Origin of the sequence: Burkholderia catarinensis (assembly GCF_001883705.2) — a bacterium.
Lineage (GTDB): Bacteria > Pseudomonadota > Gammaproteobacteria > Burkholderiales > Burkholderiaceae > Burkholderia > Burkholderia catarinensis.
The window spans coordinates 78,698-94,585 of record NZ_MDEQ02000025.1; the positions used below are offsets into that span (position 1 = coordinate 78,698).

The 15,888-nt window shown below is 66.7% G+C and carries 14 protein-coding genes; 7 read left to right on the top strand and 7 right to left on the bottom strand.

What is annotated here, in order from left to right; all coding sequences use genetic code 11:
- Window positions 1–15 precede the first annotated feature (15 nt).
- From BFF94_RS30170 to BFF94_RS30185, 4 genes are all read left to right on the top strand, one after another.
- A complete protein-coding gene (locus tag BFF94_RS30170; protein ID WP_128843150.1) occupies window positions 16–801 on the top strand; it encodes an enoyl-CoA hydratase/isomerase family protein in 786 nt (261 codons plus the stop codon).
- 39 nt (window positions 802–840) lie between these two features.
- Window positions 841–2,838, top strand: coding sequence for an acetyl/propionyl/methylcrotonyl-CoA carboxylase subunit alpha (locus tag BFF94_RS30175; RefSeq protein ID WP_128843149.1), 1,998 nt, complete (start codon window positions 841–843; stop codon window positions 2,836–2,838).
- A 317-nt stretch (window positions 2,839–3,155) separates the two neighbouring features.
- A complete protein-coding gene (locus BFF94_RS30180) occupies window positions 3,156–3,359 on the top strand; it encodes a hypothetical protein (protein WP_128843148.1) in 204 nt (67 codons plus the stop codon).
- A 42-nt stretch (window positions 3,360–3,401) separates the two neighbouring features.
- A complete protein-coding gene (locus tag BFF94_RS30185) occupies window positions 3,402–5,516 on the top strand; it encodes a phosphocholine-specific phospholipase C (RefSeq protein ID WP_128843147.1) in 2,115 nt (704 codons plus the stop codon).
- A 79-nt stretch (window positions 5,517–5,595) separates the two neighbouring features.
- Here the strand turns inward: BFF94_RS30185 and BFF94_RS30190 are convergent, their stop codons facing one another.
- Window positions 5,596–6,918, bottom strand: coding sequence for a glycosyltransferase family protein (locus tag BFF94_RS30190; RefSeq protein WP_128843146.1), 1,323 nt, complete (start codon window positions 6,916–6,918; stop codon window positions 5,596–5,598).
- Window positions 6,915–7,067, bottom strand: coding sequence for a hypothetical protein (locus BFF94_RS30195; protein ID WP_158061939.1), 153 nt, complete (start codon window positions 7,065–7,067; stop codon window positions 6,915–6,917). Before BFF94_RS30195 ends, BFF94_RS30190 begins: the two co-directional genes overlap by 4 nt.
- A 288-nt stretch (window positions 7,068–7,355) precedes the next feature.
- On the opposite strand from BFF94_RS30195, the gene BFF94_RS30200 reads away from it, so the two are divergent.
- From BFF94_RS30200 to BFF94_RS30210, 3 genes are all read left to right on the top strand, one after another.
- Window positions 7,356–8,498, top strand: a complete 1,143-nt coding sequence (locus BFF94_RS30200) for a DUF2827 domain-containing protein (RefSeq protein WP_128843145.1) — start codon at window positions 7,356–7,358, stop codon at window positions 8,496–8,498.
- Window positions 8,499–9,249: 751 nt separating this feature from the next.
- Window positions 9,250–10,053 (top strand): EAL domain-containing protein, encoded by an 804-nt coding sequence (locus BFF94_RS30205; RefSeq protein ID WP_128843144.1) that lies wholly within the window; start codon window positions 9,250–9,252, stop codon window positions 10,051–10,053.
- Between the two features lie 88 nt (window positions 10,054–10,141).
- Window positions 10,142–10,564 carry a hypothetical protein gene (locus BFF94_RS30210; RefSeq protein ID WP_219140161.1) on the top strand — a complete coding sequence of 141 codons (423 nt, stop codon included), beginning with the start codon at window positions 10,142–10,144 and terminating at the stop codon, window positions 10,562–10,564.
- Between the two features lie 205 nt (window positions 10,565–10,769).
- On the opposite strand, the gene BFF94_RS30215 is transcribed toward BFF94_RS30210, so the two are convergent.
- The 5 genes from BFF94_RS30215 to BFF94_RS30235 form a co-directional block, all read right to left on the bottom strand.
- The gene (locus BFF94_RS30215; protein ID WP_128843143.1) at window positions 10,770–11,906 is read right to left on the bottom strand and encodes a DUF2827 family protein; all 1,137 of its coding nucleotides are present in this window, start codon (window positions 11,904–11,906) and stop codon (window positions 10,770–10,772) included.
- 33 nt (window positions 11,907–11,939) lie between these two features.
- Window positions 11,940–12,407, bottom strand: a complete 468-nt coding sequence (locus BFF94_RS30220; protein WP_128843142.1) for a DUF4019 domain-containing protein — start codon at window positions 12,405–12,407, stop codon at window positions 11,940–11,942.
- 25 nt (window positions 12,408–12,432) lie between these two features.
- Window positions 12,433–13,587, bottom strand: a complete 1,155-nt coding sequence (locus tag BFF94_RS30225; RefSeq protein WP_128843141.1) for a DUF2827 domain-containing protein — start codon at window positions 13,585–13,587, stop codon at window positions 12,433–12,435.
- 14 nt (window positions 13,588–13,601) lie between these two features.
- Complete coding sequence (locus BFF94_RS30230; protein WP_128843140.1) at window positions 13,602–14,747, bottom strand: DUF2827 domain-containing protein; 1,146 nt, start codon at window positions 14,745–14,747, stop codon at window positions 13,602–13,604.
- 396 nt (window positions 14,748–15,143) lie between these two features.
- On the bottom strand, window positions 15,144–15,806 hold the full coding sequence (locus BFF94_RS30235) for an OmpA family protein (RefSeq protein ID WP_128843139.1): 663 nt from the start codon (window positions 15,804–15,806) through the stop codon (window positions 15,144–15,146).
- Window positions 15,807–15,888 lie beyond the last annotated feature (82 nt).

Below are 15,888 nucleotides of genomic sequence, written 5' to 3' on the forward strand. Positions count from 1 at the left end.
CAGGAGGGCTGAACGATGCGATACGAAACGATCAAGGTAAGCGAAGCCGGCCGCGTGGCGACCGTCACGCTCGCACGTCCCGACGTGCGCAACGCGTTCAACGAGACGACGATCGCCGAGCTGACCACCGCGTTCGAATGGCTCGACGCGCACGAAGGCGTGCGCGCGATCGTGCTCGCGGCGGAAGGCACCGCGTTCTGCGCGGGCGCGGACCTGAACTGGATGAAGAAGATGGCCGGTTACTCGGACGACGAGAACCGTGCCGACGCGCGCAAGCTCGCGCGGATGCTCGAGGCGATCCATCGCTGCGGCAAGCCGGTGATCGCACGCGTGCATGGCGACGCATACGCGGGCGGCGTGGGCCTCGTCGCGGCGGCCGACATCGCGATCGCCGCCGACGGCGTGAAGTTCTGCCTGTCCGAAGCGCGGCTCGGGCTGATTCCCGCGACGATCGCGCCGTATGTCGTGCGTGCGATGGGCGAGCGGGCGGCGCGCCGCTACTTCACGACGGCCGAGGTGTTCGACAGCGCGCGCGCGGCGTCGCTCGGGTTCATTCACGATGCGGTGCCGGCCGATGCGCTCGACGACACGGTCGCGAAGCTGGCCGCGACGCTCGTCGCGAACGGGCCCGACGCGGTGCGCGCGTGCAAGCGGCTCGTCGCCGATGTGGCCGGCCGCCCGCTCGACGCGACGCTGATCGAGCAGACCGCCGACTGGATCGCGCGGACCCGCGCAGGCGCGGAAGCGCGCGAAGGAATCGCGTCCTTCCTCGAAAAGCGCACGCCGTCGTGGCGTGAATGACGCCGTCGTGACCCACTCTTTCCGGACGACACCGAAGCCATGTTCGACAAGATTCTGATCGCCAACCGCGGCGAAATCGCGTGCCGCGTCGCCGCGACGTGCAAACGTCTCGGGATCGCGAGCGTCGCCGTCTATTCCGACGCGGACGCGAACGCGAAGCACGTGGCCGCGTGCGACGAAGCCGTGCACATCGGCGGCTCGGCCGCCGCGGACAGCTACCTGCGCATCGAGCGCATCATCGAGGCCGCGCGCGCAACCGGCGCGCAGGCGATCCATCCCGGCTACGGCTTTCTGTCGGAGAACGAAGATTTCGCGCATGCGTGCGAAGCGGCCGGCATTGCGTTCATCGGGCCGCCGGTCGACGCGATCGCGGCGATGGGGTCGAAGGCCGCCGCGAAGGCGCTGATGCACGCGGCCGCCGTGCCGCTCGTGCCCGGCTATCACGGCGGCGACCAGGACGCGGGCAACCTGCATCGCGAGGCCGACGAGATCGGCTATCCGGTGTTGCTGAAGGCGAGCGCGGGCGGCGGCGGCAAGGGGATGCGCGTGGTCGAGCGCTCCGGCGATTTCCCGGCGGCGCTCGCGTCGTGCCAGCGCGAAGCCGCGAGCAGTTTCGGCAACGACCGCGTGCTGATCGAGAAATACCTGCTGCGCCCGCGCCACGTCGAAGTGCAGGTGTTCGGCGACACGCACGGCAATACCGTGTACCTGTTCGATCGCGACTGCTCGGTGCAGCGCCGTCACCAGAAGGTGCTCGAGGAAGCGCCGGCGCCGGGCCTGCCCGACGACGTGCGCCGCGCGATGGGCGAGGCGGCCGTCGCGGCCGCGCGTGCGGTCGGTTATGTCGGCGCGGGCACCGTCGAATTCATCATGACGGGCGACGCGTTCTACTTCATGGAAATGAACACGCGGCTGCAGGTCGAGCATCCGGTGACCGAGATGGTCACGGGGCTCGATCTCGTCGAATGGCAACTGCGCGTCGCGTCCGGCGAGCCGCTGCCGCTGAAGCAGGACGAACTGCGCGTGCAGGGCCACGCGCTCGAAGCGCGCCTCTACGCGGAGAACCCCGCGCGCGGCTTCCTGCCGTCGACGGGCACGTTGAAGCACCTGCGGCTGCCGGCCGGCGTCGAGTTCGACATCGGCGCAGCGGTGCGTGTCGACAGCGGCGTGCGCGAAGGCGACGCGATCACGCCGTTCTACGATCCGATGATCGCGAAGCTGATCGTCCACGGCGCGGACCGCGCGGAAGCGCTGGGCCTGATGCTGCGCGCGCTGCGCGCGTGCGAAGTGGTCGGGCTGCACACGAATGCCGCATTCCTGCAGCGGATCGTCGCGTGCGAGCCGTTCGCGACGGCCGACCTCGACACGGGCCTGATCGAGCGCAACCACGACGCGCTGTTCGCGCCGCAACAGCCGCCGCGAGCAACGCTTGCGCTCGCGTGCGCGGCGCTGCTCGCGCGTGAGCGCGGCGCGGCGGCACGGGGCTCATCGCCGTGGGGGGCGCTGCCGGACTGGCGGCTGAACGGCGGCTATCGCCGCACGTTCGAATGGCATGCGGTCGAGCGCGAAGCGGACGTGACGGTCACGTACGAGGACGACGGCGCCGTTGCGCGCATCGCGACCGGCGACGCGGCCGCGCAGCCGTTCGCGTGGACGCGCGGCGCCACGCCGCTCGATTTCGGCGTGACGCTGGGCGGCGCGCGCAGCAGCGGTCGCGTCTATGCGGACGGCGACACCTTCCATGTGTTCACGCAGGGCGTGGCCGAGACATTCGAATGGCGCAACCTGATCGCGCATGCGGGCGACGCGGAGCAGGGCGGCGGCCGCCTGACCGCGCCGATGCCCGGCAAGGTGATCGCGGTGCTGGTCGAACCCGGCCAGAAGGTCGAAGCCGGCACGCCGCTGATCGTGATGGAAGCGATGAAGATGGAGCACACGATCGGCGCGCCGAGCGCGGGCGTCGTCGCGGAAGTGCTGTACGGCGTCGGCGACCAGGTCGCGGATGGCGCGCAGTTGCTGATGATGGCGGAAGGCTGAGCGGGATTTCGCTATACACGGGCCGGCGGCTGCCGGCCCGCGCAAACCGCTTTGCGATTCACCGGATGCCCGCTGTCGCGACCGAGCCGCTTCGATCGCATCGACAAGCCGCAGTAGTGCGAATCTTTCGATCGCATTACATATCCGGCCGTCTCCGCTCCCCCCGCCGTACCAACGCGTGCCTTTGCCCGCGTGAACACCCATTTCCACCGCCACGCGACACCGTCGTGTAACACGTCGAAATTAGCATCTCGCCGTCGATATGACCAACGCGCACCCGCGTTCGTGTCGCATCTTCACATCCACGGAGAAATGTTATGCGAAAGTCGGCCCTGCGGCCTTTCGCGGTTGTCGGCCTGCTCACGCTGATCGCACTCCTCAGCGCCTGCGGCGACGACCTGACTGCTGACCCCGCGCCCGTCGCGCAGCAAAAGGCCGCATGCGGCGGCGGCACTGTCGCCACCGCGCAGATGCGCTGCCCGCCGGGTTTCACCGCGCCCGCATCCTCGCCCGCTTCCTGATACCGGCTGTTTCCACCAGAAATCCAATCAAGGGCAACCAGCATGGCCACCCATTCGCGACGCGACTTTCTGAAGTTCTCCGCCGGCCTCGCCGGCGCGACCGCCGCCACCGCACTGCTTCCCGAGTCGATCCGCAAGGCGCTGGCGATCGAGCCGAACACCGTGACGGGCACGATCCAGGATGTGCAGCACATCGTCGTGTTCATGCAGGAGAACCGTTCGTTCGACCACTACCTCGGTCACCTGAGCGGCGTGCGCGGCTACAACGACCGCTTCCCGGTCACGCTGCCGAACGGCAAGCCGGTGTGGTTTCAGCCGCGGCAGGAGGACAAGACGAGCGTGATCGCGCCGTTCCGCTACGACACGACCAACCCGAGCGTCAACGCGCAGTGCATCGGCGGCCTGCCGCATACGTGGGCGACTACGCACGGCGCGATCGACAACGGCCGCGCGGACCAGTGGGCGGTGCAGAAGACCAACATGACGATGGGCTACCACGTCCGCGACGACATCCCGTTCCAGTACGCGCTCGCGGATGCGTTCACCGTGTGCGACAACTACTTCTGCTCGATTCCGGGCAACACGCACCCGAACCGCATGTATCTGATGACGGGCATGGTCGACCCGCTCGGCACGGGCGGCGGCCCGCTGCTCGACAATACCGACTACATCGACAACCAGTTCGACAAGATCAAGTTGCCGCCCTTCAGCTGGAAGACCTACCCGGAGCGGCTCGAGCAGGCCGGCATTTCGTGGCAGGTCTACCAGCAGGGCACCGGGTTCGACAACTTCACCGGCAACTACGGCACGAACATGCTGGCGTGCTTCGACAACTTCGTGAATGCGCCGGCCGGTTCGTCGCTGCAGACGCGCGGGATGAGCACGCGCCCGATCACGCAACTGAAGGCCGACGTGCAGGCGAACGCGCTGCCGCAGGTATCGTGGCTGCTGCCGCCCGCCGCGTATTCGGAACATCCGAAGTTCACGCCGCTCTACGGCGCGTACTACCTGTCGACCATCCTCGATGCGCTGACGTCCAATCCCGAGGTGTGGAGCAAGACCGTCCTGCTCATCATGTACGACGAGAACGACGGCTTCTTCGATCACGTCGTGCCGCCGCAGGCGCCGACGCTGCCGGGCTCCGGCATGAGCACCGTGGACGTGTCGCTCGAGCGGCACAACGTCGTGACCGCGACGCAGACCGGCACGTATACCGCGGACAACCTGCCGTATGGTCTCGGCCCGCGCGTGCCGATGTTCGTCGTCTCGCCGTGGTCGAAGGGCGGCTTCGTCTGCTCGCAGGTCTTCGATCACACGTCGGTGCTGCAATTCATCGAGAAGCGTTTCGGCGTGATGGAAACCAACATCTCGCCGTGGCGCCGCGCGATCTGCGGCGACCTGACGTCGGCGCTCGACTTCTCGAAATCGGATGCCACATTGCCGACCCTGCCGAGCACGCAGGCGTATGTCGCGCAGGCGGACCTGCAATGCTCGCGCGCGTCGTCGCAGACCGCGCCGGCCAGCACTGCGCAGCAGGTCGTGACGGCGCAGGAACCGGGCACGCGGCCGGCTCGCGCGCTGCCGTACGAATTGCACGTCACCGGCCAGATCCAGGCGCAAGGCTATGCGCTGACATTTGCGAATACCGGCACGCAAGGCGCGCACTTCTGGGTCTATACGGGCGACCCCACCGCGATGCCGCGCCGCTACACGGTCGAAGCGGGCAAGCAGCTGACCGATACGTGGGCGCTCGACGCGAACGGCAACTACCTGGTGAGCGTGTGGGGCCCGAACGGTTATTTCCGGCGCTTCGCGGGATCTGCCGCCGCGGACGCCGGCGCGAAGCCGGAAATCACGCCGTGCTATGACGTCGCCAACGGCGACGTCTACGTGACGATCGCCAATGCGGGCACCAGCGCGCTCACGGTCACGGCGACCGATGTCGCGTACGGCGGCGCGCCGCGCACGCTGACGGTTCCGGCGGGACAGCGCGTCGAGGCGCGCTGGGATCTGTCGTGCAGCAGCCACTGGTACGACCTGCAGTTCGCGGTGGCGGGGAATGCGGGCTGGGCGCGCCGCATCGCGGGGCACGTCGAGACCGGCAAGGCCAGCATGACCGACCCGGCCGCCGTGGCGCCGACGATCACGGCGATCTGACCGTAACCGGTACGATGCGCCGGCCGGTCGAATCCGGCCGGCGCATCGTGCTGGCGATATCGATGCTGCTGCGGCGGCGTCAGGGCAGCAGCCCGTCGTCGTGCGCCATCATCAGCGCGCGCATGGCGGACCACATCCCGTAGTAATGCACGATGTAGCTGTCCGCGCGGCGAAACAGCCAGGGCGTGTTGAAGCTGACGAGATCGGCCACGCCTTCGCCGTGCAATTGCCCGTCGCGCTCCATCGCGCGAATGAAATGCAGCTGATCGCCATCGCTCGCATAGACGTTCGACCTGTCGTGCAGCGCGGCGATCGTCGCCATCATGTCGCGCAGCATCGCGTCGTTGCGTTCGGTGCGCCGGAACGCCATCACGCCCGAGTTGAACGCCCACTGGCCGATGTCTTGCGCGAGCAGCCAGTCGCGCCCTTCGAGCAGCGGCTCCAGCGCTTTCCGCTGGTCCGCGATCAGCACGTCGGCGTCGAGCCACACCACCCATTCATGGTGCTGCAGGTATGCATGCAGCAGCCAGGGCTTGAACCAGTTGCCGGTCGCGTTCATGCCGATCTCGGCGGGAATGTCGCGATGCACGTAGAGCGTATAGCCGTGCGCATCGCAGTAGCGCCGGAAATTCCGTTCGGCGATGCGCGCGTAGCTGCCGATATTCGGCGTGTAAAGCGTCATCAACGCAATCGAGCGGCCGGGATTGTAGGTGCTGCGCTCGGCGGCTTCGTCCGGCGCGCTGGCGGCGTCGTGACGAAACGAGAACATCGGCCGGCCGGTGGCGCGGCACCGATTGACGTACGCAACGAGCGTGTCGCGGAAACGGGGCGACGTGCCTTTCCGTTCGGGATCGTGCGGCGCGTCGTCGATGCTGATCGCGAACGTCGGTTCGCGGCCCCACATCGGATCGAGGTTGGGGCTGGTCGGCATGACGGCGTACAGCCCGTCGATTGGCGTCATGTAGTGATGCGTGTCGAGCTCCGCGAACAGCGCGGCCTCCGACGTCAGCCGCGGCTCGCTGCCGAGCTTGCATCGCTGCACGAGCCGCATCACGATCGCCCGCACGGCCGCCGTGTTGCGCCAGACCTGTACGTCGACTTGCGGCAGCGGGTGGGCGAGCGCGTCGACGAGCAGCATGTCGCGCCCGGCCATCAGGCGATCGAGTGCGACGGGTTCGACGATCGCCGCGTCTTCGCTGAGCAACAGCACGAGTTCGTCGGGCCGCGCGCCGCGCAGCACGTGGAGCAGCGATTCGTAGCGATACAGCGGCCGCAACGGCAGCGCCTGCGGCATTGCCGATGCGTCGACGAGCTCGTGACGATACCCGTGCGCCTGCGCGTACCGCCGGTGATTTTCGAGGCTGGCGGGCGCGTCGTGGCTGAAATGGCTGAGGACGATCATCGCGCGCTCCGCAGGCCGGGCAGCGGACGATGGCGGATGATCGGTGCGGTGTATTTCAGCGCGGCATCGCGGCCGGGCACGCTTTCGTGCGCGTGCCGTTCCTGTTCGTGATGGATTGCCCGGAGGGCTTGCGCGGCGTCGCGTTCCATTCTGTCGGCCTTTTTTCGAGTAGCGTTGCTGCGAGGTCGTTTCTTGCCCGTCTTGAATGCCGATACCACCCGGCAACCCGGTGGCGCGGCCTGTCGCCGGAGTATCGCACAACGGTCTCGCGGATTTGCGCGCGCCAGCCCGGTGCTGACCATCCCTGACAGTATGCGGCCGGCGGTCCGCTAGAATGCCGGGTTGCCGCCGGCGTGCGCCGCTGCTTGACGCGGGCGGCGCGTCGCACGCTACACTGCGTTCATTCCACCCCCATCCAACCTTCCATCCCGCCGACGATGACGTCTCCTGCCCTGAACGGCCTGCGCATCGGTATCACGATCGGATTGCGTGCCCCCGACGAAAGCCTGTGGATCAACGGCATCAAGCAGAACGCACTGTTCCTCGCGAAGCTGCTGATGGCGTCGCCGCACGGCTACCGCGTGACGCTGGTCAACACGACCGACGTGCCGCTTACCGATGCGCTGCCGTGGGATCGCGGCGTGTACGACACGCGCGCGTTCGCCGACATGAAGGATTCGCTCGACGTGGTGATCGAGCTCGGCGGCCAGGTCGACGGCGAGCAGACGGCCTACCTGAAAGCGCGCGGCGCGAAGCTCGTCAGCTACTGTTGCGGCGTCGAGTACATCAACGCGATGGAGTCGATGCTGTTCGGCCGCCGGCTGTGGGAAACGCTCTTCATCAACCGCGGCTACGACGAGGTGTGGGCGATTCCGCAGATCGCGCCGTCGTCGCTGCCGTTCCTGCAGTCGCTGCGCCGCTGCCCGGGGCGCGTCGTGCCGTTCGTGTGGGATCCGATGTTCCTGAGCGCGCGCGCGCAATCGCTGCCCGGGCATGGCGAATACCGGCCGCGCAGCGAGCCCGGCAAACGGCTGACGGTGATGGAGCCGAATCACAACGTCGTGAAGTTCTGCGTGTATCCGATGCTGATCATCGACGAAGCGTATCGCCGCGACCCCGATGCGATCTGCTTCACGCACGTGACGAACGCCGATCGCCTCGCGCACGACAGCCCCGAGTTCGTGATGCTGATGAACTACCTGGACATCGTGCGCGCGGGCAAGGCGAGCTTCGTCGGACGCTTCGATACGCCGCTGTTCCTGGCCGACCTGACCGACATCGTCGTGTCGCATCAATGGTCGAACCCGCTCAACTACTTCTATTTCGACGTGTGCTGGCAGGGCTATCCGCTCGTGCACAACGCGAGCCTCGCGCCCGATCTCGGCTACTACTATCCGGACAACGACGTGCAGCAGGGCGCCGATGCGCTGTTGCGCGCGCTGCATACGCACGATGACGACTGGGAAGCGTACACGCGGCGCCAGCGCGAGATCCTCGGCCGCTATACGTCGGCGAATCCCGCGCTCGTCGCCGAATACGACGCGCTGCTCGCGAACCTGGTCGGCGCGACGGCCGCATAAGGCCCGTTCTTCCGCGGCGCACACCCGTTGCGCCGCCGGCCTCCATCCGGGTTGTCCCGCCCTACTGTCTGACGAAATAATGCCGTTAAAAAAAAGAAACCGTCGAACCCGATCGGCTCGACGGTTTTGAAGGCACGAAATTGACGGCTCCGAGGGAAGTCCGTCGAAAACAAGTTTATAGGTTAACAAGTTGGAAAGATTGTTAAACATGTATCAATCTATAATCATCATATGATTTAACTTGATATTATCGATTGCATGTGAGTTGATTCTGTTTCGAATTTTAATAATATCGTTTGAAACATGAAAATTGAATGCTGTGCCGATCGAATGGCTCAGCCGGTCGTTGCCGCGAGTTCGCGCGTCGAATGCGGGCAGCGCTCCACGGGCAGGAATTTATCTGATCAATTGACGGCTTCCTGGTTTACGAGGCCGGTGATATCGCGAAAAAAACAGATTCGGACAGAATTGTCTGTACGAAATAATAAACGGCGTTGATGGAGATTCAACCGGTTGCGTTGTGTAACCTGTCGCACTGTCGATGTGGTGCGTACATGGTGTATTTCGAATGGCTGAATATCGTTGAAAATATCGAATTTGACGGCGCGCCGAAGCGAAAAGTACGCTCCCGGAAAAGATCGACATAACAGGATGGGCCGGGTAGGCGGCGGAGCGCGTCAAGGTCGGCTCGCTCCGCATGTTTCTTGAGGTCGAGCCGTTATCGGCGGCTCGCCATTTGCCGGAGCGCCGGATGAATGCGGTCGAAGCTCGCCTGGAGGCGAATCGGGAAGCGAATCGTGACGAAATCGATCTCGTGTTCGGCGCGCCCGACGATCATCCCGACCTCGCGTCGGTACGCAGTTTCGTGGAAAGCCGGCTCGGGTTCGCGCGCGAGCCCGTGTGCCGGGCCGACCTGTCGGGCGGTGTGCTGTACCAGGAATGCCTGGCGCGGTTGCGGTGGGGCGAGCGCGATGCGCTGCCGCCGGCCGCGTTCCTGCCGCGCCTCGAGTCGCTCGGGTTGATGCGCTGGTTCGACCGGCTCGTGGTCGGCCGGATGATCGACGGGCTGCGCGCCGATCCGGGCGCCGTCTACGGTTGCAACGTCGCGGCGGCGAGCGCGGTTGTCGACGACGCGTGGCTGGCCATTTTCAGGCGGCTCGAGCGCGAGCCGTCGGTCGCGGCGCGGCTGGTGGTCGAGATCACGGAGACGGGGCCGCTGAATCCCGTCGCGGGCCGGTCGTTCGTGAACCGCTTCCGGCAGGCCGGATGCCGCATCGCGATCGACGATTTCGGCGTCGGCTTCAGTGCATTGAACAATCTGGTGGTCGGCAATCCCGACATCGTGAAGCTCGACCGGTCGGTCCTGTCGATGATCAAGCGCAACGCGGTCGGGCACTACCAGTTCCGCCGGCTGATCGCGTTCGCGCATGAAAGCGCGCGGCACGTCGTCGTCGAAGGCGTGGAGAGCGAGGTCGACCGGCAGATCATCGTGGATGCCGGCGTCGCGTGGGCGCAGGGCATCCGCTTTTCATGGCGGTCGCCAGCCGTCGCGTGACGGCGCGGGAACGGGCGGGGCGGCGTGCGCGATGCACGCCGGTGTCGGGCGGGGCCGGCGCGTGGCCGGGACGAATCACAAAAGGGGCATGGGCATGGCGGAGACGAAGGCCGGAGGCGGAGCGGGCATGCAGGCGACAGATGCGCACGACCTGGTCGCGCTCGCCGAGCTGGCCGACATGCTGTGGCAACTGGGCGCCGAATCGACCGATGTACCGGTCGACGTCGCGCCGTGTCTCGACCGCCTGAAAGCCGTCGCGCACCGCATTCAGCGGATGGCGCCGCTCGACGCCGGCGGCCGCGAGCTTGCGGCGCGGCACTATTACGCGGGGGTCATCGCGGGCGCGTGCGGCGACGATTCGGCGATCGCGCGCGGCGTATCCGACAGCCTCGTCAAGCAATCCGGCCGCGCAAGCCGGCCGGCGGCCCGTTGCTTCGCCGTGCTCGCGCGCATGGGGCGGCGGCATGGCCGTGCGTTCGCCGCGCAACGCGGCGATCGGGTGCTGGTGTAGCGCAGCCGATGCGCATGCGGGCGGCTGCGACATCGTCCGGGCGCAACGGCCCCGCCACGCGGCAAATCGATCAATTCTTCCCGAATCCGCCGAGCACCAGCGCCATCGCCCGGTCGATCGCGTGCTGGATCGTGTCGAACTCACCCTGGATACACGGCCGGCCGGTCTTGATCAGCGCCTCGGCCTGGAACGCGGGCGAAGGCGGTCAGCCGAGCGCGCGGCCGGCGAACAGGTGCTGGATCTGCGTGGAATACGCGCGGACGTTGTGCTCGGCGAGCGTGTCGACCTGGTGCAGGCAGCGGCGGGCGGCCGCCGCGTAGTCGTCGAGCCGCGCGTCGTGCGTCTGCGCGGCGGTCGCGATCGCGCGTGCCGCATCGAAGATCTCGAAGTCCGGATAGTAGTAGCCGACGTCGCGCAGGAACGGCGAGTTGTGCACGAGCGGGTAGTTGCCGTACAGCGCGTCGTACAGCAGGTAGTTGAGACCGTTTTCCCAGTGGTGCGACACGACGATGTCGGTGTGATGCGCGGCCCACGCGACGAACGGCGCGCGCACGTCGGCGGTTGCCTTGCCGTCGCGCACCATCTCGAGCCCGAGCGCGAGATGCTTGAAGGCGACGTTTTCCTTCTTGTCGAACGTGTTGGTCATGTACACGTGCTCGACGAGCTCCGGGTGTTCGACGTAGCACGCGTTCACGGCGAGCATCGGCACGATCGAGCTTTTCACGACGTTCAGGTTCGGCTCGAAGAACGCGATGCGCTTCGCGGGGCCGTGGTTGCGATAGCCGAAGCGCGCCTTCAGTTCAGGGTCGGCCTCCAGGCTGCGCTCGATGAAATACGGCGACCAGATATGCGGCAGCTCGATCACCGGCGCGCGATACACGGCCTGGAAATAGGCCGCGCACGTGTGCATATGCTGCGGGTTGGTCCAGATCTCGTCGAACTGCACGCGGTGCGGGTTCGGCCGCCAGTCGTTCTTCTCGAAGTTGATCGTCTCTACCGCGATCACGTAGTCGTTGCCGAAGCGGTACGACACGCACTTGCCGCCGCGCTGGCGCACGACGTCCGTGTGCGACGGGTCGATGAACGCGTTCATCTCGATCAGCAGGTCGGTCTGGTGGACGACGGTCGACAGCGGCCGCAGCGCGTCGCCGAACGCGCCCATCATCAGCGCCTGCGGATAGTCGGTGATGCCGTCGTCGTGCGCGAGCCACACCTCGCCGACCAGCGGCGAGCGCTTCAGCAGCATGTACAGGAACACGCAGTGCTGGTTCGCGCCGTTGTACCAGATCGACTGCGTCGCGTCGCGCTGCACGTTCATCGTTATCGCGACATTGAGTTTCATCGGATCGGCTCCGTGGTACGGGCGGCGCGCGGCTTACTGCGCGAAGTTCTGCGACTGGCGCGGCACGTAGCCCGTCAGGTGCCAGCGACCGTCGTCGTCGAGGCGAAAGCTCAGCTTCTCGTAGACGGTCGCGCCGCTCGTCAGCGTCGTCGTGTAGTCGACGTTCGCGTAGAGCCCGTCGGGCATCGTCGACGCATTCGTGTAGCGGATCCGCGTGATTTGCGCCCAGCCGCGATGGCTGACCGTACCGACGGACCGGCGTGCCTGCTGCATGTCGGCCGCGAACTGGTCCTGCTTGATGCGCGTCTTCACGAACGCGGCGGCGTTGGTCCATACCGCACCGTACTGCCCGGCATCGAGCTGCTTGAACACGGTGTCCGAGTCGCGGAGCAGCGTGTCGGCCGATTCGCCGGCGGATTGCGCGTGCGCGCCGATCACGATCGACGCGACGGCGCAGCCGAGCAGCCATTTTGCGCGGGTGAGGGGCGAGCGTGCGTTCATGTCGGAGTCCGGAAAGGGCGGCGCGTCACGCGTCGCGGTAGAGGGTGGCGATCGCGTCCGTATAGGCGGCGACGTTCTCGGGGTTGTAGATGCTGACCGAGTCGAGCACGTGCTTCGACTGCTCGCGGTACGCATCGAGATTCGCGTCGTGCCCGGCGAACGCCTGCAGCAGCGCGCGGCCGCCGGCCTGGCAGTCGAAGTCCGGATAGAAATACCCGGCCTTGCCGAGGAACGGTGAGTTGTGGATCAGCGGATAGTCGCCGTACAGCAGCTCGTAGTACAGGTAGTTCTGCGCGTTTTCCCACGTGTGCGATACCACCGCATCGCCGTACGCGGCCATGAACTCGTACACCGCATAGCGGCTTTCGAACGTCGTGATGCCGTGCTCGACGATGTCGAGGCTCTTCGCGAAGTGGACGAACGTCGTGTGATCCTTCAGGTGAATCGTGTTGCACACGCGCACGAACTCGAGGAATTCCGGTTTGGCGCGGTATGCCTCCTCCGTGACCAGCATCGGGATGATGCTCGTCTTCACCATGCAGATGTTCGGCTCGAACATCGTCACGCGCCAGCGCGGCTTGCCGGGCTGATAGCCGAACGACAAGCCGGCGCCGAGCGTCGCGCGCGCCTTGTCGAACAGCATCGGATGCCAGATGTGCGGGACGATCGTGACGGGCGCGCGCAGGCCGGTCTGGTAATAGTTCAGGCACGAGCGCTCGAACTCGGGAATCGTCCACACCGCGTCGTACGGCGCGCCCGAGAACAGGAAGCCCGACGGCTTGTCGAACATCGCGCGTTCGATGTCGATCACGTAATCGTTGCCGACCCGCATCGTGACGACCTTGCCGCCGCGGTCGCGGAACGTGCGCAGGTAGTCCGCGCCGAACTGCGCGCTCATTTCGATCAGCACGTCGCAGCGCTGCAGCGCTTCGTCCATCGTCAGGAGCGGCACGTCCCATTCGCCGAGCATCATCTGCGGATCGGCGAGCTGTTCGCCGCCGTTCACCATCACGGCCTCCGCAACGAGCGGCGACTGGCGCAGCAGCAGGATCAGCAGCAGGCAGTTCTGGAAGATGCCGTTTTCCCACAGCGACTGGCCGGCGCCGCGCACGAACAGCGACACGCCGACGACGAGACGCTTGCCCTCGCCGGGCGCTTGACGGGCATTGGAGTCCGACATGCGTATTCTCCGGTTCAGGCGACCAGACGCGAGACGAACGCGTCGAGGTTCGCGGGGTTGTCGATCGAGACCGACTGCAGCAGCCGGGCGGCCTTCGCACGGTAGTCGTCGAGGCGTTCGTCATGATGCAGCCACGCTTCGAGCAGCGCGCGGCCGCCCGCGGCGGAATCGAAGTCCGGGTAGTAATAGCCGGCGTCGCCGAGCAGCGTCGAGTTGTGGATCAGCGGATAGCCGCCGTGCAGCACGTCGTAATACAGGTAGTTCTGACCGTTTTCCCAGTGATGCGACACGACCGCGTCCGCATGACGCGCCATGAAGCCCGGCAGGTCGATGCGCGGTTCGAAGGTTGCCTTGTGCTGGCGCACGAGATCGAGGCTGTTCGCGAAGTGCACGAAGGTCGGATGCTCCTTCATGTGCATCGAGTTGACGACGAACATGTGTTGAACCGCGTCCGGACGCGCACGGTAGAACTCGTCGCACGCGAGCATCGGGTAGTGGCAGGACTTGACGACCGAGATGTTCGGTTCGAGCATCGCCAGCGCCCACGGGCGGCGGCCGGGCCGATAGCCGAACATCGCGCCTTCGTTGGCCAGTGCCGCGATACGGCGATCGACGAAGTACGGCGACCAGATGTGCGGCATCAGGTGTACCGGCGCGCGCAGGATGGTCTGCAGCATCGGCGCCGCGGTCTTGTCGTATTGCGGCAGCAGCCATACTTCGTCGAACGGCGCGCCGTTGAAGACGTGCCCCGACGGTTTTCCGAAGATCGGCGTTTCGCACAGGCCGGCATACACGTGCCCGCAGAAGAACGCGGCGATTTTCTTGCCGAGCGCCTTCATGTGCCTGAGCCATTCGACCGGCAACTGCGCGCCCATCTCGATCACGACGTCGAGTTCGTGCGTGACGTCGGCGGGCTTCACGAGCGGGATGTCGAGGCCGTCGAGTTCGAGGCCGGCCGGCAGTGCGTTGGCGTCGCCGCCGTTCAGGAAATAGACGGGGCCGACGCGATCCGAGCGCTTGAGCATCATCGCGAGGAACGCGATGTTCTGGTGAATGCCGTTTTCCCAGATCGCCTGGCCGTCCCGCGCAAACAGCGAGATGCCGACGGCCGGCCGATGCTTGCGGGTGCCGCCCACGGCGGCTTCATTGATGTCCGTCACCGGTTGGTTTCCTCTGCGGCGTCGTGCGTCCGGGCGTGGCGTCGAGCGCCTGGTTCGGAAGCGGGGCACCGTGGATTGTCATGGTTGCATTCGCGCCGGTGCTCCGCGGCAAGCGAATCGGGCGACGTGGATCGCGGGGGCGGCAGCCGGATTCCGGCGTGTCGTCGGGCGCGCCTGGCACGGCGCGCGATTCGGGCGGGCTGCCCCGGCGACTGTCTGCGGCGATTGTGGCATGGAAATCGCCGATTTGTGGAGGGGCATGACGAACTTTGACATAGCCGCCGGCCAACGGGCGCGGAGCGCCGGCGAAGCGGCGCCCGGGTTGTCCGGCGGAACTCCGGCGCGGCGCCGGCGGCCTGCCGGAGCGGGGCCGTCGCGTGCGCGACGGCCGCCCGCTCAGTGCTGCAGCGTGATTTCGACGCGGCGGTTGCTGGCGCGGCCTTCCGGCGTCGCGTTGGACGCGACCGGATCGGCCTTGCCGCGGCCCGTGACCGTCATCGAGCCGGCCTTCAGCCCGTGCGTCTTCAGATAGTCGGCGACCGATTCGGCGCGGCGCTTCGACAGCGCGAGGTTGTAGTCGTCGCTGCCGACCGAATCCGTAAAGCCGATGATCGTGACCTGCGAGTACGTATGGTCCGCGCGCTCGCTCAGTAGCCGGTCGAGCGATTCGCGCGCGGTCGGCGCGAGCGTCGCGTGGTCGGTCGCGAACAGCGCGTCGCCCGAGAGGTTCACATGTTCGACGGTGGCAGACGCCGGCGCGGCGGCCGATGCCGGTTCCGCCGGCGCCGCGCCGCACTGGAACACGAGCGTCGCGGGATCGGATTTGTCGCGCAGCGCGCGGGCCGAGTCGACGGTGCGCACGGGCTCGTCGCCGCAGATCTTGCGGGCGGCCTTCATGCAGGTCTGCGGGCCCGACAGCAGGCCGTGGCAGTCCACCTGGAACGTGCGCACGCCGTCGCGCGGCTGCAGTTCGGAGGCACTGTAGGTCGGGCCGGATGCGGTCGAGCACGCGGCGAGGGCCATTGCGGAAAGCGCGAGCGCAAGAGCGAGTTTGTTCACGGTGACGTCCTCAAAGCTTGGGTTGACCGAGGCCCGCCGCGGGTTGCGCGGCGGGCTCGTCCTGCCGTCGGGGCCGGTGCGG

Excerpts from the sequence above, each read along its gene's own strand:
- BFF94_RS30170 (WP_128843150.1), top strand. The coding sequence starts at position 16 with ATGCGATACGAAACGATCAAGGTAAGCGAAGCCGGCCGCGTGGCGACC.
- BFF94_RS30175 (WP_128843149.1), top strand. The coding sequence starts at position 841 with ATGTTCGACAAGATTCTGATCGCCAACCGCGGCGAAATCGCGTGCCGC.
- BFF94_RS30180 (WP_128843148.1), top strand. The coding sequence starts at position 3,156 with ATGCGAAAGTCGGCCCTGCGGCCTTTCGCGGTTGTCGGCCTGCTCACG.
- BFF94_RS30185 (WP_128843147.1), top strand. The coding sequence starts at position 3,402 with ATGGCCACCCATTCGCGACGCGACTTTCTGAAGTTCTCCGCCGGCCTC.
- BFF94_RS30190 (WP_128843146.1), bottom strand. The coding sequence starts at position 6,918 with ATGATCGTCCTCAGCCATTTCAGCCACGACGCGCCCGCCAGCCTCGAA.
- BFF94_RS30195 (WP_158061939.1), bottom strand. The coding sequence starts at position 7,067 with ATGGAACGCGACGCCGCGCAAGCCCTCCGGGCAATCCATCACGAACAG.
- BFF94_RS30200 (WP_128843145.1), top strand. The coding sequence starts at position 7,356 with ATGACGTCTCCTGCCCTGAACGGCCTGCGCATCGGTATCACGATCGGA.
- BFF94_RS30205 (WP_128843144.1), top strand. The coding sequence starts at position 9,250 with ATGAATGCGGTCGAAGCTCGCCTGGAGGCGAATCGGGAAGCGAATCGT.
- BFF94_RS30210 (WP_219140161.1), top strand. The coding sequence starts at position 10,142 with ATGGGCATGGCGGAGACGAAGGCCGGAGGCGGAGCGGGCATGCAGGCG.
- BFF94_RS30215 (WP_128843143.1), bottom strand. The coding sequence starts at position 11,906 with ATGAAACTCAATGTCGCGATAACGATGAACGTGCAGCGCGACGCGACG.
- BFF94_RS30220 (WP_128843142.1), bottom strand. The coding sequence starts at position 12,407 with ATGAACGCACGCTCGCCCCTCACCCGCGCAAAATGGCTGCTCGGCTGC.
- BFF94_RS30225 (WP_128843141.1), bottom strand. The coding sequence starts at position 13,587 with ATGTCGGACTCCAATGCCCGTCAAGCGCCCGGCGAGGGCAAGCGTCTC.